Consider the following 19,206-nt stretch of genomic DNA (forward strand, 5'->3'; position numbering starts at 1 on the left):
ACGTGCTGGATTCCGCCGAGCACGAGTTGCGGCCACTTCGGGCGCACATCGACGGGATGGTCGTTCTGAACACGTGCTCTCCCGGTGGGGATTCGGGGCTAGAGCACGGCGTCGGTCCAGGCCGGGCCGGGCTCTTCGGCTTCGTCGCGGACCGCGGTGCCTTCGATGAGGCCATACGGACGGTCGGCGGCGTAGAACACCTCGCCTGAGTTCTCGAGGCCGAAGGGGCTCAGATCGACGAGGAAGTGGTGCTTGTTCGGCAGGGAAAGCCGGACCTCGGCGACCTCGGGCCGTGCGAGCAGCACGGCCTCACCCATCGTGTACAGGGTCTGCTGCAACGACAGGCTGTGTTTCGTGGCGAACGCCTGCAGCAGCGTCCGCCGGATCTCCTGGTGGTTCTTGGTCCAGGCAACGCCCGGGCCATCGGTGTCAGCCGGGTCGCCGTCGTAGCGCCAGCGCGCGGTGACGGCGGTCGCGAGGATGCGGTCGTCGGTCTCCGCGAGGGTCGTGTACTCATCGCGCGGGAAGCCGTGGAACTCCGAGCCGCCCGACTTGAGAACGGTCAGACCGTCCACACCGGACACCACCCACGCGCGGCCGGCGTGCACGGTCACAGTGGTGGTGCGGCTTTCCCCGCCGGAGCGGCTGAACGCGTGGTCGTGCGGCCTGCCCTCGACCGGGATGCGCTCCCACGCGTGCTCGGCGACCGTGACGCGCGCGCCGGTGATCGCCTCCTGCGTGGCCACGAAGTGCCGGCCCAGGCGCAGCGCGAAATCCTCGATCTCGCCGACGTCCTGCTGCTTCGCGAAGGCGTATACGGTGTTTTTCTGCGCGTCGGTGGTCAGCACGGCGCTGTTGTCGCCGGCCAGGTGTGTGGCGGCGAGGTCGCCGCGCAGGGCCGTGGACACGGTGAGGTCGCGCAGGTGGTGCACCGGCCCGTCGCGGCGGACGGTCACCAAGCGGACCTCCGCCTTGCCGTACTGGTTGGGGCCCAAGGAGATTCCCACGGTCAGCTCCCGCGATAGGTCGAGTAGGCGAAGGGACTCAGCAGCACCGGCACGTGGTGGTGCGAGCTGCCGTCGGCGATGCGGAACGCGATGGTGACGTCGGGGAAGAACGCTTCGGGCCCGAGGTAGGCGCCGGTGTCGAAGACCAACCGGTAGACGCCGGGTTCGAGGGTGTCGGGGCCGAGGTCGCGGACGCGGCCGTCGTCATCGGTGACGCCCTCGGCGATCGGCGTGCCACCCGTGCCGTCCACGCGTTCGAAGCGCACGGCGATGCCGGCGGCGGGTTTGCCCGCGGCGGTGTCGAGCACGTGCGTAGTCACCAAGCTCATGCGTCAATCGCTTTCCGCAGGCGCAGCTCGGCGATCTTCGCCAGCTCCGCACCCGCCACGTCGAGTTCGGTCTCAGGGTCGTTGCCCAGCCGCGACCGCAGGTCCGCGAGCAGTTCCGCGCCGCTGCGACCGCCGGCGCACACGAGGAACACGTGGCCGAAGCGGGCTTCGTACTCGGCGTTGGCGGCAGCGAACTCGTCGGCGTTGTCCACACCGGACTGTTCGGAGCGTGACCACTCAGCGTCGGCGCCCTTGCTCGTCGGCTTTTCGCCGATCCGCGGGTGGGCGGCGATGGCGGCGCGCACCTCGTCGCGGTGCAGGGGGGTGGCTTTTTCAGCGGCGGTCAGGAGCGCGTCGAAGTCCGCGTACGGCCGGCCCGCGAGCACCGCGTCGACCCAGCGCGGCACGGCCAGGCAGGCCGTGAGGGCGGGCCGCACGTCGGCGGCGGCGGCGGTGTTGAACTCGGCGAGTGCGAGTGGCACGGGATCTCCTCGCTGCGGGGGAGCTGGTGCCTGCCGACGGTACGGCGCCCTCGCGCCACCGTCAACATTTTGTTGAACGCGCTGGTCAGTCCACTTCCCGGTTGAGGTAGTTATAGACCGTGAAGCGCGTGACGCCCAGTGCCTCGGCCACCGCGGACACCGATTTCCGCAGGCTGAAAGCGCCGCGTTCGCGCAAGAGCCGCACTGCCCGCTGCTTGTCCGGGCGGTCGAGGTCGCCGAGCTTCGCGCCCAGCTCGCGCTCGACGTCGGCGATGAGCCGGGCCAGCGCCGTGTTGAGCTCGACGGGCGGGGCCGGCGCGGGTTCGTCGGTGCGCCGGAGCTGGACGGTGACGCGCGTGGCACCGCCTTCGAGCGCGGCCCGCGCGATGGCCGGCAGTGCGTTCACCAGGTCGTCGGCAGGGCCGCGCGCGAGTGTGCCGAGTGGACCGAAGTCGGTGTCGAGTCCGGCGTCTCGGGCCGCGTCGCGAGCGCGCACGGCGTGCTCCGGCGGGGGGCCCTCGCCCTGGAAGGGTTCGCTGGTGAACTCGGCTTCTAGCTCCACCCCGTGACCGTAACGTGGAGAGCGAGGCGTTGACGAGGCGAGAGCGTGGTGGTTAATCTCGGTTGGCGAAAGAGAATTTCCGTACTGTGAAACAACTTGGCCGGTCTTGCCGACAGGAGAAGGAGTGTGCCCACAGATGGATCTCGTGGTGCGCGCCGCACGTGCGGTAACGGCGGCTGGTGCCGGCTCCGCGACAATGGGGGTCGACGGCGGCCGGATTGTCGCGCTGGAGCGGGGAATCGTCGACCTGCCCGGTGATCGCGTGGTCGAACTCGCCGCCGACGAGGTGCTGCTGCCGGGCCTCGTGGACACCCACGTGCACGTGAACGACCCCGGCCGGGCCGAATGGGAGGGCTTCGAGACCGCGACGCGTGCGGCCGCCGCCGGCGGGGTCACGACGATCGTCGACATGCCGCTCAACAGCCTGCCGCCGACGGTCGACGTCGCCGCCCTGGAGGTGAAGCGCAAGGCGGCTTCGGGGCGCACGCACGTGGACGTCGGTTTCTGGGGTGGCGCGATCCCGGGCAACACCGGCGCTCTGCGCGCACTGCACGAGGCGGGCGTGTTCGGGTTCAAGTGCTTCCTGCTGCATTCCGGCGTCGACGAGTTCCCGCCGCTCGACGCCGCGGGCCTGGAGGCAGCGCTGCGCGAGCTGACCTCGTTCGACGCGCTGATGATCGTGCACGCGGAGGACTCCGACGCCATCGACGCCGCACCGGACCCGCACGGCGAGAAGTACACCGACTTCCTCGGCTCGCGCCCGCGTGGCGCCGAAAACCTGGCCATCACGCACGTGATCGAGGCGGCCCGGCGCACCGGCGCCCGCGCGCACGTGCTGCACCTGTCCTCTTCGGACGCTCTGCCACTGATCGCGAGCGCGCGCCGCGAGGGTGTGGCGCTGTCGGTGGAGACGTGCCCGCACTACCTGAGTTTCGTCGCGGAGGAGATCCGCGACGGCGCCACGCAGTTCAAGTGCTGCCCGCCGATCCGGGAGGCGGCCAATCGGGAACTGCTGTGGCAGGGCCTGGCCGGCGGCGTGATCGACACGATCGTGAGTGACCACTCGCCCTGCACGCCGGAGCTGAAACGCTTCGACACCGGCGATTTCGGCCTCGCGTGGGGTGGGATAGCCAGCCTGCAGCTGGGGCTGCCCGCGGTGTGGACGCAGGCGCGCCAACGCGGATTCGGCCTCGCCGACGTGGTGCGCTGGATGGCCGAGCGCCCGGCGGCGCAGGTGGGAATGACGCGCAAGGGCCACCTCGCCGTGGGCTACGACGCCGACTTCTCGGTGTTCGCGCCCGATGAGGCGTTCGTCGTCGACGTGGCCGCGCTCAAGCACCGCAACCCGGTGAGCGCGTATGACCAAAGACCGCTGGCCGGCGTCGTGCGCGGCACGTGGCTGCGGGGTTCGCCGGTGACCGGCGACGAGCCGCGGGGAGAGCTGTTGACCAGGGGGAACTGCTAGAGATGGAGGACCACGTGTCGCACGACCGTCCCGAGTGGACAGCCCGGCCGGACCTCGCTTCGCGCGTGTTCGGGGGCACGGTGATGTGGGCGAGCGACGAGCTGTTCGCCGAGAAGGAGAACCTCGTCAACCCGTGGCGCCCCGCGCACCGGGCCGAGACGTTCGGGCCGAAGGGTCAGGTCTACGACGGCTGGGAGACGCGCCGGCACCGTGAGCCTGGTGACGACCAGGCCGTGCTGCGCCTCGGCGTCGCCGGTGTGGTGTCGGGCGTGGTGGTGGACACGGCGTTCTTCAAGGGCAACTACCCGCCGTTCGTGTCGGTGGAAGCGGTGTCGGTGCCCGGCTACCCGAGCGCGGCCGAACTGTCCGAAGTGGACTGGGAGGTGCTGGTGGACCACGAGCCGGTGGTCGGCGACGCGGAGAACTTCTTCGACGTGTCGTCGTCCCGGCGGTTCACCCACGTCCGCCTCACACAGCACCCGGACGGCGGCGTGGCCCGCCTGCGCGTGCACGGTTCGCCGGTGCCCGACCCGGCGCTGCTGGACCCGCGCTCGCTCGACCTCGCCGCGCTGGCCAACGGCGGGGTGGTCACGGGCTGCAGCAACATGTTCTACTCGTCGCCCAGCAACTTGTTCTCGCCCGGGCTCGCCGCGCACCAGGCCGAGGGCTGGGAAACCGCGCGCCGCCGCGACGACGGCAACGACTGGGTGACCGTGCGCCTCGCCGGCGCCGGCATCGTCCGCTTCGCCGAGGTCGACACGAGCAACCTCAAGGGCAACGCGCCGGGCTGGGCCGCGCTCTCCGGCCGCCTCGACGACGGCGACTGGGTTTCTTTGCTTCCCCGCACGCGTCTGCAGCCGGACACCCGCCACCGCTTCGCGCTCGAAGACGGCCCGCAGATCACCGAGGCCCGCCTCGACATCTACCCGGACGGCGGCCTCGCCCGCCTGCGCCTCTACGGCGAGCTCACCAAACGCGGCCGCGAAGCCGTCATCTCGCGCTTCACCGAAACGACGGCCTGAGAGGTGCTAGGAGTTCGCCCCGGGCCGGTTCAGGTAGATCGAGGCGCACGAGAGCAGCGTGCCGACGGCGAAGATCGCCCCGAGCCACCACGGTCCGCCGGTCACGACGTTCCAGATGAACCCCGCCGCCATCAACACGGCGGCCAGGGCGTTGCGCATCTGAAGCGGGGTCGGTTTGGCCATGCCGCCACCTTCTCACGGGCCTGACCAGCCCCTCGCGGCAGGACCGGGGCGCAGTGGCCGCGGGTTGCGGAAGCAGAGCTTGCACACGTGTTCTATGAGTTGTAGAACAGACCTATGAGCCTTGGCCTGTTTCCCGCCGCCGTGCTGGTCGCGAGCGGAACCACCGCCGCGGCCGGCACGGTGGCGGCAACCGACCGGGAAGTGCAGTTCGGCTCCGACGGCGTGACCGCCTACGGCCCGCTGCACGTCCCCGCGCACCGGGTCGGCACGCGGGTGCCGGCGGCGCTGGTGATCCCCGGCAGCGGCCCCACGAACCGCGACGGCGACGAGCCGCCCACGGTCACGCCGGGAACGTTGAAGCTGCTCGCCCACGCCCTGGACCAGGACGGCGTGGCCACGCTGCGGTTCGACAAGTACGGCACCGGCCGCACGCGACTCGGCGGGCTGGATCCGGCGACGCTGGAGCTGCTGGCGTTCACGAGGCAGGCCCTCGTCGCCGAACAGACGCTGGCCAAGCAGCCCGAGGTCGACCGCGACGACGTGTCGATCGTCGGGCACAGCGAAGGCGGGTTGCGGGCGATGCTCGTCGCGCGGCACGTCCGCGTCAAAACCTCGTGCTGCTCGCACCACAGGACCTCCGGCTGCTCGACCTGCTGAAGATCCAGCTCGACGCCCAGCTCACCGCGCCCGACCAGGTCGCGCTGACCACAGTGATCACCGACTTCCGCGCCGGCCGCCCACTCGACTACACCGGGATGAGCGCCCAGCTCGCGACCTTCCCGCAGCAGGCCGTCTTCAACCCGGTCAGCGCCCACTTCGTCCGCAGCGACGACGCCGTCTACCCGCCGTCCATCGCGCGACCGGGCACGCGCGTCCTGCTGACATGCGGAACGCGAGACAGCCAGGTGCCCTGCCGGACCACGCCGCCGCTGGCCGCCGCCCTGCACACGCTGCCGCAGCTCCTGCCCGTGGACCACTTCCAGCACGCGACCGGCACACCGGTCGACGACCAGGTGCTCGACGCGAGCGTGGTCACCGTCCTGCGCACCTTCCTGGAGCACCGATGATCCTCGACGTCGACCTCACCAGCGAGGTCCCGATCTACCAGCAGATCCACGACCGCGTGGTCGAGGCGATCGCTGCGGGTGAGCTCGCCGACGGCGACCCGTTGCCCTCGACACGCCAGCTCGCCGTGGACCTCGGCATCAACTTCCACACCGTGAACAAGGCCTACGACCAGCTGCGGCGCGAGGGGCTGCTGCTGATCACCCGGAAAAGCGGCGCGGTGGTGCAGCGGGTCTCGACCGCGGGTTTCGCGGCCGAGTGGCAGGCGCGGCTGAAGACCCTGCTGGCCGAGGCGATCGCCCACGGGCTGGGCGAACGCGAAGTCCTCGGCCACTGTGAAACGACGCTGCGGGCGTTCGAGGAGGTGCGCGCGTGATCGAGGTGATCGTCCTGCGGCACCTGCTGGTCCCGGTGCTGTTGCTGGCCAGTGCGTGGGTGATGCCGTCGGTGGCGAAGCCGACGGTGCCGTTCGGTGTGCGCGTGCCGGCGGCGCGGGTGGACGACCCGCTGATCGCCGAGCAGCGGCGGATCTACCGCTGGTGGGTGGGCGTGGCCGGGACCGCGCTGGTGGTGGCCGGGCTGGTCGTGGGCGTGGTCGTGCAGCAAGTCCTGGTGCCGGTGCTCGTCGTCGTGGCGCTGCTGGGGGTCGTCACACCGGCGTATGTGCGGGCCCGTGCGGTGATTCGCTCGGCCAAGCGGCGCGAAGACTGGTACCAGGGCCTGCGCCAGACGGTCACCGCCGACACCTCCCGCGTCACGCGCCCGCCGTTCCCGTGGCGGTGGGCCGTCCCCGCGCTCCTCGTGCTCGCCGCGACGGTCGTGGCCGGCGTCGTGCGCTACCCGGACCTGCCGGCCACGCTGACGTTGCACTACACCGCGTCCCGTGGCGATCGGCGTTTCGTGGTGCTGATCGCCGCCGTGGTCGTGGTCCCTCTGGCCGTCCGTTAAGGCGCGGACTGGCGCCGCGAGCTGATCACGCCCGTGTTGAAGCCGGCCAGGTGCAGGCCACCGGCGAAGCGCGCGTGCTCGATCTTCACGCAGCGGTTCATCACCACGTCGAGCTCGGCCTCGCGGCCGCGGTCGGCCACCTGCTCGTGCCACAGGCCCAGCTGCAGCCACAACGTGCGCGCGCCCGCCGCGATGACCTCCTCGGCGACCTGCGGCAGGTCGTCGTGCTTGCGGAACACGCTCACCAGGTCGATCTCGCCCGGCACGTCGGCCAGCGTGGGGTACACGGGCTTGCCGAGCAGCGTGTCGAGGCGCGGGTTCACGAAGTTGACCTCGTACCGCGTGGAGGACGTCAGGTACGTCGCCACGAAGTAGCTCGGCCGCGCGGGGTTGGCCGACGCGCCGATCACCGTCACCGACCGCGTGCGGCCGAGGATTCGCCGCCGCTCCACGGCCGAAACGTCGTAGTTCACCGCCGTCGTCACTGGTTCGCCACCGCCTTGTCCAGCGCCTGGTCGAGGTCCCACAGGATGTCCTCGACGTCTTCCAGCCCCACTGAAAGCCGGATCAGGTCCGGGCCGACGCCGGCGGCCGCCAGCTGGTCGTCCGACAGCTGCGCGTGCGTGGTCGAGGCCGGGTGGATCACGAGCGTGCGGGCGTCGCCGACGTTCGCCAGGTGCGACAGCAGCTCCACCGACTCCACGAACTTCTCACCCGAGGCCCGGCCGCCCTTCACCCCGAACGAGAACACCGCGCCCGGCCCGGCCGGCAGATACTTGCGCGCCAGCTCGTGGTCGGCGTGATCGGGCAGCCCGGCGTAGGAAACCCAGGCCACGCGCGCGTCGGCGTTCAGGTACTCCGCCACGGCCTTCGCGTTGGCCACGTGCGCGTCCATCCGCTGTGGCAGCGTCTCCACGCCCTGCAGCAACAGGAACGCCGAGTGCGGCGAGAGCACCGCGCCGATGTCGCGCAGCTGCTCGGCGCGCAGGCGCGTGCAGAACGCGTACTCGCCGAAGTTCTCCCAGTACTTCAGGCCGCCGTACGAGTCGACGGTCTCGGTCATGCGCGGGAACTTGCCGTTGCCCCAGTCGAAGCGGCCCGACTCCACGACCACGCCGCCGAGCGTGGTGCCGTGGCCGCCGAGGAACTTCGTGGCCGAGTGCAGCACGATGTCCGCGCCGTGCTCGATCGGGCGGCACAGGTACGGCGTCGCCAGTGTCGCGTCGACGACCAGCGGGATGTCGTGCGAGTGCGCGAGGTCGGCGAGCCCGGCCAGGTCGGCGATGGCGCCCGACGGGTTGCCGATCACCTCGGTGTAGATCAGCCGCGTCTTGTCGGTGACGGCCTTCGCGTAGTCCTCGATGCCGCCGTTGACGAACGTCGTCTCGACGCCGAAGCGCTTGAGTGTGCCGGTGAGCTGCGTGACAGTGCCGCCGTAGAGACCGCTCGCGGACACGATGTGCTCACCCGCCTCCGCCAGCGCGGAGAAGGTGAGGAACTCCGCTGCCTGGCCGCTCGCCGTCGCCACGCCGCCGATGGCGCCCTCGAGGCTCGCGAGGCGCTCCTCGAACGCGGCGACGGTCGGGTTGCCGATGCGGCTGTAGATGTTGCCGTACTTCTGCAGCGCGAAGAGGTTGGCCGCGTCGGCCGCGTCCTCGAACACGAAGCTGGTGGTCTGGTAGATCGGCACGGCGCGCGCGCCGGTGGCGGGGTCGGGCGTGCCACCCGCGTGCAGGGCGCGGGTGCGGAAGCCCCAGGTGCGTTCACTCATCAGCCGTCACGCTACTCAGCGCGGCTGCCGCGGGCCATCCCTCCCGAACCTTGATCGTCACACCGACTTCAGGATGTCCGCCACAGCTCGCGGGTTCGGCAAGGAACGGCGAATGGCTGACGTGCATCTCGCGCACCTCGCGCACTTCGTCCACCTGGCCGCCGATGCGGGCGGCCATCCGCCGCTGGGCATCCGGTGGCAGCGCTTGATCGTCGACGCACACGACGTAGGGCGACGGCACCGTCGGCCAGGAAGATTCGCCGCCGTCCTCGGTGAACGCGGCGAGCGCCGGCCGGCCCACCGTTCGAGCCGGCAGACCGGCGGACCCGCGCGCGAAGTTCGTCCAGTATCCGATCATCGTGCGCGACAGCTGCTGCCGGGCCGCGGTGGCATTGCACCGGCGACCCCAACGGCGCGAGCCTGCCCGCGTGGCCGAGGTTCTCCGATAGCGCCGGCGTGCAGCGGTTCGCGCCGGACCAGGTCGGGCCGATCGACGCGCAGACGCAGTCGAAGTGCTTCGCTGTGGTGCCAGGCCGGGGTGTGAGTCCTAGCCGCCGAGGGCCGCACGCAGCCGTGCGTCGCGCTCCGCGGGCGTCTGCCGCGGGCAGCTGACGCACTTCGGGTTGCCCACTTCGTAGATCAGGCAGCACGACGCCCGTTTCACCGCCCGCGTCCGGCCGACCGTGACGTACCGCGGCGCGGGCAGGCCGAGGCCGGTGGACGCCACGACGTCGGCGGCAAGCTGCGGCGCGGAAGCCCACAGCAGGCGGTTGGCGATCGAGTCCGTCGCGATGGCGCCCAGCGCTCGCGCCCGGGCACCGGTGACCTCGGCGGTGGTGGTGATGGCCGTGCCCAGCGCCGCGCCGAGTGCCGGGCCGAGCGGCCCGCTCAGTGCCCGCGTCGAACGGGAGCCGCGGAACCGCCCGTCGGACACGATGTCGAGCTCGACGGCGTCCAGCGACGGGTCCAGCACCTCACCGCCGGAGGCCAGCGATTCCATCGTCGGCGCGACGAGCACGGACGACAGCGAGTACCACCAGATCGTGCCGATCACCTCGGGCGCCGCGCAGCCGTACAGCTTCGCGGCGCCGCCGATGCGGGCACGCACCCACGTCGCGTCGGCCAGCAGCGCGGCCGGCGTCACGGCTGCCTCCGCCACACGCTCACCCCCACCGCGAGCGTCACATCGCGGCCCTCGGCGGCTTCGAGACGCGCCCTGCGGCCGTCGCGGTCGAGGTGGAAACCGGCGGGACCCATGGCGACCACGTCGTGCACCTGGCGTGCGGTGAACGGCGCTGTGCGGACCACGTCCACTCGCGACACGCGCGTGAAGCGGTCGCCGAGCGAGGTTTCGAGCCGTTCCTCCTTGCGCTCGTCCACGGACAGCACGAGGTCGCCCAGCTCGGCGAGGTGCCCGGGCAGCGGCGCGGCCACCACGAGCACGCCGCCGGGCTCGAGCACGCGGTGGAACTCGGCGGGGTTGCGCGGGGAGAACACGTCGAGGACCACGGAAGCCACGCCGTCGCCGACGGGCCACGGCTCCCAGAGATTCCACACCACGGCGCCGAGCCGCTCGTGCGCACGGGCGGCCCGGCGCAGCGCGACGGCGGACACGTCGAGCGCGAGCCCGGTCGCCTCGGGCGCCGCGTCGAGCACACGCGCGAGGTAGTAACCGGGGCCGGCGCCCGCGTCGATCACTAGGCCCGTGGCGGCCGGCGCGGCCACGCGGGCGAGCTCGTCGGCGAGGGGTGCGTACGCGCCCGAATTCAGGAGCTCCGAACGCGCCTGGACCATCGGCACGGTGTCGGCGGTGCCGGCGGGGATGCGTGCGTGCAACAGGTTGACGTAACCCTGGCGCGCCAAGTCGAACGAGTGGCCCTTTTCGCAACGCACCGTGCGGCCCGCTGACCCGACCGGGGCAAGGCACACCGAACACCGGAGTGCTTCCACCACCCGTCGTGGCAGTGGGTCATTTCCGGGTCCGGCCGAGGTCATGCGGCTATTCGACCATGACGTTTCGCAATCGGACACCCCACCCCGCGTGGCGGGAAACCTTCCCGTAACAACCGCGACGGATGAGTTCACGCCCGTGAAACCTTCGGCGCCGCCCCGCGAAACACCCGGAACCAAGACTTCCGGGTCATCTACCCAGGGCACGGGAGGACAATTGTGCTGAACGCAGGAGATACCGCGTGGGTGCTGGCCGGCGCCGCGCTGGTCATGCTCATGACACCGGGACTGGCGTTCTTCTACGGCGGCATGGTCCGCGCGAAGAGCGTTTTGAACATGCTGATGATGAACTTCATCGCGCTGGCCGTGGTGGGGGTGCTTTGGGTTCTCTTCGGCTTCTCCATGTCCTTCGGCAACGACGCTTTCGGCGGCCTGGTCGGCAACTTCGACCTCGCCGGGCTGTCGGACACCTTCGGCAAGCTGGTCGGCTTCGCCGCGTCGGCCACGGACTCCGCACCGGCTGTCCCCTGGCCGGGCCCGGACGCCTTGCCGTTGCTGGCCTTCTGCATGTTCCAGCTGATGTTCGCGATCATCACGCCGGCGCTGATCTCCGGCGCGATCGCGGATCGCGCGAAGTTTTGGGGCTGGACGCTGTTCGTGGTCATCTGGGTGTCCGTCGTGTACTTCCCGGTGGCGCACTGGGTGTTCTCGTTCAACGGTTTCCTCGGTGAGAACTCGGTCGGCGGCTGGATCGCCAACAACCTGAAGGCGCTCGACTTCGCCGGTGGTACCGCGGTCCACATCAACGCCGGCGCGGCGGGTCTGGCCCTCGCGATCGTGCTGGGCAAGCGCAAGGGCTTCCCGAAGGACACCGGACGGCCGCACAACGTGCCGTTCGTGCTGCTGGGCGCCTCGCTGCTGTGGTTCGGCTGGTACGGCTTCAACGCCGGTTCCTCGCTGGCCGCCAACGACCTCGCGGCCGTCGCGTTCACCAACACGACCGTGGCCACGGCGGCCGCCGTGCTCGGCTGGCTGCTGGTCGAGCAGCTGAAGTTCGGCAAGCCGACCACCCTCGGCGCCGCCTCCGGTGCCGTCGCGGGTCTGGTCGCGATCACCCCGGCGTGCGGGTTCGTGAGCCCGCTCGGCTCGATCGCGATCGGCGTGATCGCCGGTGTGCTGTGCGCGCTGGCCGTGTCGCTGAAATACCGCTTCGGGTTCGACGACTCGCTCGACGTCGTGGGCGTCCACCTCGTCGGCGGCATCGTGGGCACGCTGCTCATCGGCTTCTTCGGCACCACGAGCGTCAACTCCCTCGGCGCCGACGGGCTCTTCTACGGCGGTGGCTTCACCCAGCTGGGCCGCCAGGCGGCCGCGGCAGGCGCGGTGCTCGCGTACTCGTTCATCCTCTCCTTCATCATCGGGTTCGTCATCAAGAAGGCGGGCGGCTTCCGCGTCAGCACCGAGGACGAGGTGAGCGGCATCGACGAGGCGCAGCACGCGGAGAGCGCCTACGACTTCACCGGCATGGGCGGCGGGATCGGCCAGCCGACCACGATCCCGGTCAAGTCCGCCATCGCCCCTGCGAAGTTCGAGGAGACCAAGGCATGAAGCTCATCACCGCGATCGTCAAGCCGTTCACACTCGACGACATCCGCTCCGCGCTGGAGCAGCTGGGCGTGCTCGGCATGACCGTGAGCGAGGTCCAGGGCTACGGCAGGCAGAAGGGCCACACCGAGGTCTACCGCGGCGCCGAGTACTCCGTGGACTTCGTGGCGAAGCTGAAGATCGAGGTCGTGACCGACGACGCCAACGTCGAGAAGGTCCTCGACGCCATCACCACCGCTGCGCACACGGGCAAGATCGGTGACGGCAAGCTGTGGGTGACGCCGGTCGAGACCGTGATCCGGGTGCGCACCGGCGAGCGCGGAGCGGACGCGCTCTAGGTGAGCACTCACGGGGGTGAACTGGTCCGGGCTCGAGAACAGCTGCTCGACGGCCGCCACGGTCCGGCCGCGCTGCGGGCGGCCTTGGTGGACCTGTACGAATTCTGGCTCGCGAAGGGCGCCACGGCGGCCGGCGTGGACACCGCTGATCCCGGTGTCGCGCTGGTCGCCGTCGGCGGCCTGGGGCGGCGCGAGCTGGTGCCGTTCTCGGATCTGGACCTGGTGCTGGTGCACAACGGGAACCCGCGCGTCGGTGAGCTCGCCGACGCGTTGTGGTATCCGCTGTGGGACGCGAAACTGGGGCTCGACCACTCGGTGCGTACGCCGGGTGAAGCGCTGAAGGTCGCGTCGGAGGACCTGCGGACGCAACTCGGCTTGCTGGACGCCCGCCACCTCGCGGGCGGCGCCGAGCTGACCGAACGGCTCGCGTCCGCCGCGCGCGACCAGTGGCGGCGCACGGCCCGCAAGCGGCTCGACGAGCTGGCCGACTCGGTGCGCACCCGGTGGCGGCGCAGTGGCGAGATCGCGCAGTCGGCGGAACCGGATCTCAAGCACGGCCGCGGGGGACTGCGGGATTTCGCGGTGCTGGAGGCGTTGGCGCTGGCGCAGCTCACGGCGCGTCCGGGGGAAGAGCTGCTGGCGGCCAAGGCGTTGCTGCTCGACGTGCGCACGGAGCTGCGTCGGGAGCTTCGCCGCGAGCGGGACATCCTGAGCGCCCCCGAAGCCGAGGTGGTGGCTGCGGAGCTCGGGCTCGCCGACCGGTTCGCGTTGGCCCGCAAGCTTTCCGGCGCGGGGCGGACGATCGCGTATGCCGTGGACGTCGCCCTGCGGTCCACTGTGGAACCTTCCCGGCCGCGGTTCGGCCGTCGGCCTTCGCGCACCCCGTTGGCCGAGGGCGTGGTGCTGCACGGCGACGAGGTTTCCTTGGCCCGCGACGCCGTACCCGCCAAGGACCCGGCTCTGCTGTTGCGCGTTGCCGCCGCTTCGGCGCGCACGGGCAAACCGATCGCGCACGGCACTTTGCGCACGCTGGCGGACTCCGCACCCGAGCTGCGCGCGCCGTGGCCGGACGAGGCGCGCAACGCGCTGGTGGAGCTCCTCGGCACGGGGGAGGGGTTGGTCGACGCGGTCGAGGCGTTGGATCGCACCGGCTTGTGGGCCCGGCTGTTCCCGGAATGGGGCGCCGTGCGCGACCTGCCGCCGCGGTCGCCCGTGCACCAGTGGACGGTGGACCGGCACCTCGTGCAGGCATGCGTCGAGGCCGCCCACTTGACCACCACCGTCGCGCGCCCCGACCTCCTGTTGATCGGCGCGCTGCTGCACGACATCGGCAAGGGCCGCGACGCCGACCACTCCGAGCTGGGCGCCGACATCGCCGCTCAGGTGGCCGCACGCCTCGGATTGCCTGCTACCGACGTGCAAACGGTGGCCGCCATGGTCCGCCACCACCTCCTGCTCCCGCACACGGCCACCCGCCGCGACATCGCCGACCCCGCCACCGTGTCCCGCGTGGTCAAAACCCTGGACGGCGACGTCGTACTGCTGGATCTGCTCCACGCCCTGACGCGCGCCGATTCCCTGGCCACCGGCCCGGGCGTTTGGACGGACTGGAAAGCCCGGTTGCTCGCCGACTTGGTCGCGGCAGGCGAAGAAGCCCTCCACGGCAAGGGTTTCACCGCGCCGGATCCCCTCGACAGTTCACAACGCGAGCTCATGACCGAAGCCGTCCGGTCGGGGATCGGTGAGGTCCGCATCACCGCCCACGGCAAGGTCGTCACGGTCACCCTCGCCGTCCCGTCGCGCGCCGAACTCCTCGCGCCCGCCGCGGGCGTCCTGGCGCTCAACTCGCTGGAAGTCCACGCCGCCGTCCTGCGCGACCGCGTCGGCGTCTTCACCGCCTCACCCAAGTTCGGTTCCCTGCCCGACTCGGCGCTGTTGCGCGAACAGTTCTCCCGCGCCGTCGCCGGCACTCTGCCCCTGACCCAACGCCTCGCCGCCAAGGAACGCGACTACGCCTCCACTGCGTCGTCCGTCGTCGCGCCCAAGGTCCTCTGGTTCGACGACGAAACCAGCGGCCCCAACACCGTGGTGCTCGAACTGCGCGCCACCGACCGCATCGGCCTGCTCTTCCGCGTCGCCCGCGCCCTGAGCCGCTCGGGCGCCTCCGTGCACTGGGCCAAAGCCACCACCCTCGGCGGCGCCGTCGTGGACTCCTTCGCCGTCAGTCCGTCGACCGGCCGCATCGATTCCCTTTGGCGCGCCGAAGTCGAGGAGGCCGTGCTGGCAGCCGCTTCGTGAGCGTGCAGGCGGGCTACGGTTTTCCGGTGGCCCGCCCCTCCTCTTCCTCGACGTCGACGGTCCCCTCATCCCGTTCGGCGCCTCGGACTACCCGCTCTTCCCGCCGTTGCCCGGCCCGGCCGAGCACCCGCTCCTGGCGCGCCTCGACCCTGCCCACGGCGCGCGGCTCGCCGCCCTGCCGTGCGAGCTCGTGTGGGCCACGACCTGGTTCACCGACGCCGACGACGTCATCGCCCCGCGCCTCGGCCTGCCGGCGCTGCCACTCGTCGACGAGCCGGCCCAGCCCCATATCGACGGCCTGCACTGGAAAACCCGGCCGTTGGTGACCTTCGCCGCCGGGCGGTCCTTCGCTTGGGTAGACGACGAAATCGCCGCCGCGGACCGCGCGTGGGTGTCCGCGCACCACCCGGCGCCGCTCTGCTGCACCGCGCCGATCCCCGTACCGGCCTCACCGCGGCCGACTTCACCACCCTCGCCGAGTGGTTCGAACAGCTCAACCCCGACCTCCTGAACTGACCCCACCGCGCGGCACCTCCACTCCGCCCGCTCGCCCACCCATCCAACTCACGCCGTATCCACCCTCCGACTTCCGCCCCCACTCAACGGAACCTGCACCCAGACCCGTCCCGGCACCCCGATCCGAAGCCTCTTTGCGGACGGCTCACCGGCCGTCAACACAATCCAGCTTCGGGGTGCCCACCCCACGCAACACGCCCTGCGAGGCCCCGACTCCCACACCCCACGCAACACCCCCGCGAGGACAGCAGCCCACCGAAAACCCCAGAACTGTCCCCACCCGCAAACACCTCCACCCACCCCAACCCCGCACCCAACCGGGCTGACCAGCCCCGTTACCCGACCCGCCCGTCACACGATCGGGGTGTCGCGCTAGCGAAGACGGGCCCCGGTGGCAATATGGCGCGGGTCCGGAGCGGCTGTGCGGAGGGCGGGGTGTGAGGTGCTGGGGTCCGAGCAGAACCTGCCGAGGCTTTCGTTGCCGCCCACCGTGGTCGCGGCGCACCTGAGGTCGTGTGCGGAGGAGCTGGCCGGCTCGTTGCGCACGGACGGCGAAGCGGCGACGTTGGGGGAGCTCACCGAGGTGGTCACCCAGCTCGTCGCGGGGCAGCACGCGCTCGCGCACGCGCTGGCCGGCCTCGCGGGGCGCGTGGACGTGCGCAACGGGGCCTTGGCGGCCGCGCCGTCCGTGGACGTCGAGGTGGTCACCGAGGTGCTCCAGGCAGCGGCGTGCGCGGTGGGTTGTTCGGCCGAGGCGCTGGCCGAGGCCGAGCCGTCGTTCGAATGCGTGAGCGAGTCCGTGGGGCCCGACACCCGCCTGTAGCTGTCGCGTCTGCGAGGTCGACGGCGCCGACGTCAGCGGCGCGGAGATCGCCAAGGGCTTCACCGGACGTGAACCGGCCGAAGGCCTCAACGGTTGCTGAACCACCTTCGCCGGAGGAACGTGGTGGCCACGGCCCGCGCCGCCGCCGAGCAGGCCGCGAGTGCCCGTTCCCGAGGCCGGCGTGCGGGCGAAGACCCGCGGCTTGAGTAGTTCTACGCAACTCCGGTTGGGGGTCTTCACACTGCCTCGCCCGCCTGTGTCCCGGCAGACTTCTCCCCAACGCAAGGCGGAACGCGTTCGCCCGGTACTGGGGGCGGCGAGCGGGTGACGGGGCATCCGCCTGGCGTGCACGCGGCGGAAGGCTCCCGGGGAGGTGAGCCCTTCCGCCAAGGTTCCGGGGCCGGCCGTGGGGAGCGGCCGCGTCCCGGAACCCCTGGGGGAGTTCAGGAATCCGCCATCCGCACCATCAGGTCCGCGGCCATACGCAACAGCTGCTGCTCCGTCGGGCTCAGGGCGCGCTCCATCGCCGCTGCCAGCCACTGCTCGCGCGAGATCGAGTACTCCCGCAGCACCACGCGCCCGGCGTGCGTGATGTCGAGCAACGATCGACGCCCGTCCGACGGGTCCGCCGTCCGCGTGATCAACCCCCGCGCCGTCAGCGAAGCCAGCACGCGGGTCAACGACTGCGGATGCATCCGCTCGGCCTCCGCGAGCTCGCTCGGCGAGTGCGTGCCCGCGCGGTAGAGCCGCGACAGCACGGCCAGCACCGTCGGGCCCGGCGACGGCGAGTCCGCCTCCGAGCGCATGCGCCAGTTGAGCCGCCCGACTCCCTCCCGGACGTGACGGGCCAGCTCGGCCAGCTCGTCGGCACGGCGGGTGTCGGCTTCGGTCTGCATACCGCCACATTAGGCGGTTTCCCCGCGCACGAGCCGCGCGTACCGGCCGTCGAGCGCCAGCAGTTCCGCGTGCGTGCCGCGCTCCACGATCCGGCCGGTGTCGAGCACCACGATCTGGTCCGCGTTCTCCACAGTGGACAGCCGGTGCGCGATGGTCAGCGTCGTGCGGCCTGCGGCGAGCCGGTCGAGCTCCGCCTGCACGGAGCGTTCGGTGCGGTTGTCGAGCGCGCTCGTGGCCTCGTCGAGGATCAGCACGGGCGGGTTCCGCAGCAGGATCCGCGCGATCGCCATCCGCTGCTTCTCGCCACCGGAGAACCGGTAGCCGCGCTGGCCCACCACGGTGTCGTAGCCCTCGGGCAGCTTCACGAGCGTGTCGTGGATGTGCGCCGCTTTCGCGGCCTCCTCGATCTCCGCGTCGGTGGCGTCCGGCTTGGCGAAGCGCAGGTTCTCCCGCACCGAAGCGTGGAAAAGGTACGTCTCCTGCGACACGAACCCGACTCCCGCAGCCAGCGACGCGAGTGTGACGTCGCGGACGTCCGTGCCGTCGATGGCCACACGGCCGTCCATCACCTCGTACAGCCGCGCCACGAGGTACGCGAGCGTGGTCTTGCCCGAACCTGTCGAGCCGACGAGCGCCGTGGTCGTTCCCGGCGCCACGTCGAGGTCGATGTCGCGCAGGGTCCACGGTCCGTCGTCGTCGTAGCGGAACGACACCGACCGCATCGACACCGCGCCCTCTCGCACGCCCAGCTCCCGCGCCCCCGGCCGGTCGTCGATCTCCACGCCCAGGTCGAGCACCTCGAAGATCCGCCCGAACAGCGCCTTCGCCGCCCCCACGCTCTGGCTCACCGTCTGCATGGCGGTGGCCGGCCCCAGCAGCCGGTTGAGCATGCTCGTGAACGCCACCACCGTGCCGAGGGAAACCGGCGCCGAGCCGCCGGCCAGCTCCAGTCCGGCGACCCAGTACACGAGCGCCGGGACGATCGTGAGGCTCATCGTCCGCGAAGCCCGCTGCCAGCGCCCGGCCAGCGCCGCACTGCGCTCCAGTGCCGCGACCTCGCGCGACTCCTCGGCGAACCGCTCGCGCATCTGCCGCTCGTTGCCCATGGTCTTGGCCAGCAGCACTCCGGTGACGGACAGGGACTCCTCGACGATCGTCGTCAGCCGCGCCATCCGCCGGGTCCGGCCGCGGGCGAGCTTGCGCTGCTTGCCGCCCAGCCGCAACGTGAACAGCAGGAACAGCGGCACGACCACGAGTGACAGCAGCGCCAGCTGCCAGTCCATGATCAGGATCGCCACGGCGATCGCCAGCGCCGTGGTGCCGTTCTGCACGATCGACGCCGCGGTGGTCGTGACCACGTTGTCCACGCCGCTGATGTCGTTGAACACCCGCGAGAGGATCTCGCCGGTCTTGGTGCGGGTGAAGAAGCCGAGCGACATGCGCTGCAGGTGCCCGTAGACCGACACGCGCAGCTCGTTCATCACGCGCTGCCCGATCGTGTTCGACAGGCCGGTCGTCGCCACGCCGAGCGCGCCGGAGCCCAGCGCCGCGGCGATCATCCCGAGTGCCAGCACGCTCACCAGCAGCGCGTCGCGGTGGGGGAGCGCGTCGTCGAGGATCGCCCGCAGCAGGAACGGCGAGGTGACGCCGAGTCCGGCCTGCACCACCAGGAGCGCGAACAGCCCGGCCATCCGTGCCCGATGCGGCCGGAACAGCGCGGCGATGCGCCTGAACGGCGCTTTCTCGTCGGTGTCCGCCTCCGGCTCGGCCAGCGTCGGACGCGGTGTCGTTGCTGAAGTCATACGCAGATGTTTACCGATTCACTCTGCCGAGTCGAGCGATTCTCTTGCGCTTGCGGGAAGTGGCGTTCAAGATTAGTACGCATGTGCGTACTAACTTCTAGGAAGGTTCGCGCACCCGCGAGGCGACCGGGTCCGGACCGCTA

At 71.1% G+C, this 19,206-nt stretch carries 24 protein-coding genes; 11 read left to right on the forward strand and 13 right to left on the reverse strand.

The window, feature by feature from the left end; genetic code table 11:
* Positions 1-98: 98 nt before the first annotated feature.
* From pucL to AB0F91_RS22140, 4 genes are all read right to left on the reverse strand, one after another.
* Positions 99-1,007 carry a factor-independent urate hydroxylase gene (gene pucL, locus AB0F91_RS22125; protein ID WP_360599940.1) on the reverse strand — a complete coding sequence of 303 codons (909 nt, stop codon included), beginning with the start codon at positions 1,005-1,007 and terminating at the stop codon, positions 99-101.
* 2 nt (positions 1,008-1,009) lie between these two features.
* Positions 1,010-1,336 (reverse strand): hydroxyisourate hydrolase, encoded by a 327-nt coding sequence (gene uraH / locus AB0F91_RS22130; protein ID WP_360599942.1) that lies wholly within the window; start codon positions 1,334-1,336, stop codon positions 1,010-1,012.
* Complete coding sequence (gene uraD / locus AB0F91_RS22135; protein WP_360599944.1) at positions 1,333-1,818, reverse strand: 2-oxo-4-hydroxy-4-carboxy-5-ureidoimidazoline decarboxylase; 486 nt, start codon at positions 1,816-1,818, stop codon at positions 1,333-1,335. Before uraD ends, uraH begins: the two co-directional genes overlap by 4 nt.
* Positions 1,819-1,903: 85 nt before the next feature.
* Positions 1,904-2,380 (reverse strand): helix-turn-helix domain-containing protein, encoded by a 477-nt coding sequence (locus tag AB0F91_RS22140; RefSeq protein ID WP_360599946.1) that lies wholly within the window; start codon positions 2,378-2,380, stop codon positions 1,904-1,906.
* Between the two features lie 136 nt (positions 2,381-2,516).
* On the opposite strand from AB0F91_RS22140, the gene allB reads away from it, so the two are divergent.
* Positions 2,517-3,845 carry an allantoinase AllB gene (allB, locus tag AB0F91_RS22145; RefSeq protein ID WP_360599948.1) on the forward strand — a complete coding sequence of 443 codons (1,329 nt, stop codon included), beginning with the start codon at positions 2,517-2,519 and terminating at the stop codon, positions 3,843-3,845.
* A gap of 2 nt (positions 3,846-3,847) precedes the next feature.
* Positions 3,848-4,867: an allantoicase gene (alc, locus tag AB0F91_RS22150; protein WP_360599950.1), complete on the forward strand. Its 1,020-nt coding sequence runs from the start codon at positions 3,848-3,850 to the stop codon at positions 4,865-4,867.
* Between the two features lie 6 nt (positions 4,868-4,873).
* Here alc and AB0F91_RS22155 read toward each other — a convergent pair whose 3' ends face one another.
* On the reverse strand, positions 4,874-5,050 hold the full coding sequence (locus AB0F91_RS22155) for a hypothetical protein (protein ID WP_220237786.1): 177 nt from the start codon (positions 5,048-5,050) through the stop codon (positions 4,874-4,876).
* Positions 5,051-5,164: 114 nt separating this feature from the next.
* Here AB0F91_RS22155 and AB0F91_RS22160 point away from each other — a divergent pair, with 114 nt between their 5' ends.
* From AB0F91_RS22160 to AB0F91_RS22175, 4 genes are read left to right on the forward strand one after another with little or no spacing between them, the layout of a single operon-like run.
* On the forward strand, positions 5,165-5,707 hold the full coding sequence (locus AB0F91_RS22160; protein ID WP_360599952.1) for a hypothetical protein: 543 nt from the start codon (positions 5,165-5,167) through the stop codon (positions 5,705-5,707).
* On the forward strand, positions 5,665-6,117 hold the full coding sequence (locus AB0F91_RS22165; RefSeq protein ID WP_360599954.1) for a hypothetical protein: 453 nt from the start codon (positions 5,665-5,667) through the stop codon (positions 6,115-6,117). Before AB0F91_RS22160 ends, AB0F91_RS22165 begins: the two co-directional genes overlap by 43 nt.
* Positions 6,114-6,491: a GntR family transcriptional regulator gene (locus AB0F91_RS22170; RefSeq protein ID WP_360599956.1), complete on the forward strand. Its 378-nt coding sequence runs from the start codon at positions 6,114-6,116 to the stop codon at positions 6,489-6,491. Before AB0F91_RS22165 ends, AB0F91_RS22170 begins: the two co-directional genes overlap by 4 nt.
* Entirely contained in the window at positions 6,488-7,063 is a 576-nt protein-coding gene (locus tag AB0F91_RS22175; RefSeq protein ID WP_360599958.1) for a hypothetical protein, read from the forward strand. The genes AB0F91_RS22170 and AB0F91_RS22175 overlap by 4 nt, the downstream gene beginning before the upstream one ends.
* On the opposite strand, the gene AB0F91_RS22180 is transcribed toward AB0F91_RS22175, so the two are convergent.
* The 5 genes from AB0F91_RS22180 to AB0F91_RS22200 are packed head-to-tail and all read right to left on the reverse strand — an operon-like array spanning position 7,060 to position 10,829.
* The gene (locus tag AB0F91_RS22180) at positions 7,060-7,536 is read right to left on the reverse strand and encodes a CoA-binding protein (RefSeq protein ID WP_360600206.1); all 477 of its coding nucleotides are present in this window, start codon (positions 7,534-7,536) and stop codon (positions 7,060-7,062) included. The two genes, AB0F91_RS22175 and AB0F91_RS22180, sit on opposite strands and share 4 nt — an antisense overlap.
* Positions 7,537-7,544: 8 nt before the next feature.
* The gene (locus AB0F91_RS22185) at positions 7,545-8,834 is read right to left on the reverse strand and encodes an O-acetylhomoserine aminocarboxypropyltransferase/cysteine synthase family protein (RefSeq protein ID WP_360599960.1); all 1,290 of its coding nucleotides are present in this window, start codon (positions 8,832-8,834) and stop codon (positions 7,545-7,547) included.
* Positions 8,827-9,366 (reverse strand): alpha/beta fold hydrolase, encoded by a 540-nt coding sequence (locus AB0F91_RS22190; RefSeq protein ID WP_360600208.1) that lies wholly within the window; start codon positions 9,364-9,366, stop codon positions 8,827-8,829. The genes AB0F91_RS22185 and AB0F91_RS22190 overlap by 8 nt, the downstream gene beginning before the upstream one ends.
* Before the next feature lie 15 nt (positions 9,367-9,381).
* On the reverse strand, positions 9,382-9,993 hold the full coding sequence (locus tag AB0F91_RS22195; protein WP_360599963.1) for a (2Fe-2S)-binding protein: 612 nt from the start codon (positions 9,991-9,993) through the stop codon (positions 9,382-9,384).
* Positions 9,975-10,829 (reverse strand): putative RNA methyltransferase, encoded by an 855-nt coding sequence (locus AB0F91_RS22200; RefSeq protein WP_360599965.1) that lies wholly within the window; start codon positions 10,827-10,829, stop codon positions 9,975-9,977. Before AB0F91_RS22200 ends, AB0F91_RS22195 begins: the two co-directional genes overlap by 19 nt.
* A gap of 174 nt (positions 10,830-11,003) precedes the next feature.
* Here AB0F91_RS22200 and AB0F91_RS22205 point away from each other — a divergent pair, with 174 nt between their 5' ends.
* From AB0F91_RS22205 to AB0F91_RS22215, 3 genes are read left to right on the forward strand one after another with little or no spacing between them, the layout of a single operon-like run.
* On the forward strand, positions 11,004-12,392 hold the full coding sequence (locus AB0F91_RS22205; protein WP_360599967.1) for an ammonium transporter: 1,389 nt from the start codon (positions 11,004-11,006) through the stop codon (positions 12,390-12,392).
* Positions 12,389-12,727: a P-II family nitrogen regulator gene (locus tag AB0F91_RS22210; RefSeq protein ID WP_360599970.1), complete on the forward strand. Its 339-nt coding sequence runs from the start codon at positions 12,389-12,391 to the stop codon at positions 12,725-12,727. Before AB0F91_RS22205 ends, AB0F91_RS22210 begins: the two co-directional genes overlap by 4 nt.
* A complete protein-coding gene (locus AB0F91_RS22215) occupies positions 12,728-15,025 on the forward strand; it encodes a [protein-PII] uridylyltransferase (protein WP_360599972.1) in 2,298 nt (765 codons plus the stop codon).
* Positions 15,026-15,038: 13 nt separating this feature from the next.
* Here the strand turns inward: AB0F91_RS22215 and AB0F91_RS22220 are convergent, their stop codons facing one another.
* On the reverse strand, positions 15,039-15,329 hold the full coding sequence (locus AB0F91_RS22220) for a hypothetical protein (RefSeq protein WP_360599974.1): 291 nt from the start codon (positions 15,327-15,329) through the stop codon (positions 15,039-15,041).
* 83 nt (positions 15,330-15,412) lie between these two features.
* Between AB0F91_RS22220 and AB0F91_RS22225 the strand changes: the two genes are divergently transcribed.
* Together AB0F91_RS22225 and AB0F91_RS22230 are read left to right on the forward strand one after the other, a co-directional pair.
* On the forward strand, positions 15,413-15,541 hold the full coding sequence (locus AB0F91_RS22225) for a hypothetical protein (RefSeq protein WP_360599977.1): 129 nt from the start codon (positions 15,413-15,415) through the stop codon (positions 15,539-15,541).
* Between the two features lie 442 nt (positions 15,542-15,983).
* Complete coding sequence (locus tag AB0F91_RS22230) at positions 15,984-16,364, forward strand: hypothetical protein (protein WP_360599979.1); 381 nt, start codon at positions 15,984-15,986, stop codon at positions 16,362-16,364.
* Between the two features lie 443 nt (positions 16,365-16,807).
* On the opposite strand, the gene AB0F91_RS22235 is transcribed toward AB0F91_RS22230, so the two are convergent.
* Positions 16,808-17,260, reverse strand: coding sequence for a MarR family transcriptional regulator (locus AB0F91_RS22235; protein ID WP_360599981.1), 453 nt, complete (start codon positions 17,258-17,260; stop codon positions 16,808-16,810).
* 9 nt (positions 17,261-17,269) lie between these two features.
* Positions 17,270-19,063, reverse strand: coding sequence for an ABC transporter ATP-binding protein (locus AB0F91_RS22240; protein ID WP_360599983.1), 1,794 nt, complete (start codon positions 19,061-19,063; stop codon positions 17,270-17,272).
* Between the last annotated feature and the right edge of the window lie 143 nt (positions 19,064-19,206).

The sequence above is a fragment of the Amycolatopsis sp. NPDC023774 genome, from assembly GCF_040639695.1.
Taxonomy (GTDB): domain Bacteria; phylum Actinomycetota; class Actinomycetes; order Mycobacteriales; family Pseudonocardiaceae; genus Amycolatopsis.

Excerpts from the sequence above, each read along its gene's own strand:
- uraH (WP_360599942.1), bottom strand. The coding sequence starts at position 1,336 with ATGAGCTTGGTGACTACGCACGTGCTCGACACCGCCGCGGGCAAACCC.
- allB (WP_360599948.1), top strand. The coding sequence starts at position 2,517 with ATGGATCTCGTGGTGCGCGCCGCACGTGCGGTAACGGCGGCTGGTGCC.
- alc (WP_360599950.1), top strand. The coding sequence starts at position 3,848 with ATGGAGGACCACGTGTCGCACGACCGTCCCGAGTGGACAGCCCGGCCG.
- AB0F91_RS22155 (WP_220237786.1), bottom strand. The coding sequence starts at position 5,050 with ATGGCCAAACCGACCCCGCTTCAGATGCGCAACGCCCTGGCCGCCGTG.
- AB0F91_RS22160 (WP_360599952.1), top strand. The coding sequence starts at position 5,165 with ATGAGCCTTGGCCTGTTTCCCGCCGCCGTGCTGGTCGCGAGCGGAACC.
- AB0F91_RS22170 (WP_360599956.1), top strand. The coding sequence starts at position 6,114 with ATGATCCTCGACGTCGACCTCACCAGCGAGGTCCCGATCTACCAGCAG.
- AB0F91_RS22185 (WP_360599960.1), bottom strand. The coding sequence starts at position 8,834 with ATGAGTGAACGCACCTGGGGCTTCCGCACCCGCGCCCTGCACGCGGGT.
- AB0F91_RS22200 (WP_360599965.1), bottom strand. The coding sequence starts at position 10,829 with ATGACCTCGGCCGGACCCGGAAATGACCCACTGCCACGACGGGTGGTG.
- AB0F91_RS22210 (WP_360599970.1), top strand. The coding sequence starts at position 12,389 with ATGAAGCTCATCACCGCGATCGTCAAGCCGTTCACACTCGACGACATC.
- AB0F91_RS22235 (WP_360599981.1), bottom strand. The coding sequence starts at position 17,260 with ATGCAGACCGAAGCCGACACCCGCCGTGCCGACGAGCTGGCCGAGCTG.
- AB0F91_RS22240 (WP_360599983.1), bottom strand. The coding sequence starts at position 19,063 with ATGACTTCAGCAACGACACCGCGTCCGACGCTGGCCGAGCCGGAGGCG.